At 75.8% G+C, this 450-nt stretch carries 1 protein-coding gene; it reads left to right on the top strand.

Annotated features, from left to right (window positions below):
* On the top strand, positions 1-450 hold a 450-nt coding region (locus VM95_RS38055), incomplete at both ends, for a ketoacyl-synthetase C-terminal extension domain-containing protein (RefSeq protein WP_045706229.1).

Raw genomic sequence — 450 nt, 5'->3', positions numbered from 1 at the left:
CGCGCAGGCGGCGGCGGGGGTGGCGGGTGTGATCAAGATGGTGATGGCGATGCGGCACGGGGTGCTGCCGCGCACGCTGCACGTGGACGAGCCGAGCCGCCAAGTGGACTGGTCGGCGGGGTCGGTGGCGCTGCTGGCGGAGGAGGTGGCCTGGCCCGAGACCGGGCGGCCGCGCCGGTCGGCGGTGTCCTCATTCGGGGCCAGCGGGACGAACGCGCACGTGGTGCTGGAGCAGGCGCCGGAGGTCGCCCCCGCGACGGGCGGCGGCCATGCCGGGGTGGTGCCGTGGGTGCTGTCGGCGCGGTCGGAGGTCGCGTTGCGGGCGCGGGCGGAGCGGTTGGCGTCGTGGGTGGGTGAACTCGACCTGGCGGATGTGGGGTTGTCGCTGGCTTCCATCGGCGCAGGGTTCGAGCGGCGGGCGGTGGTGGTCGGTTCGGAGCGGGCCGAGCT

It is taken from the genome of Streptomyces rubellomurinus (assembly GCF_000961885.1).
GTDB lineage: Bacteria > Actinomycetota > Actinomycetes > Streptomycetales > Streptomycetaceae > Kitasatospora > Kitasatospora rubellomurina.
The sequence above is the reverse complement of the archived record's forward strand: the minus strand, read 5'-3'. Positions and strand labels throughout refer to the sequence as shown.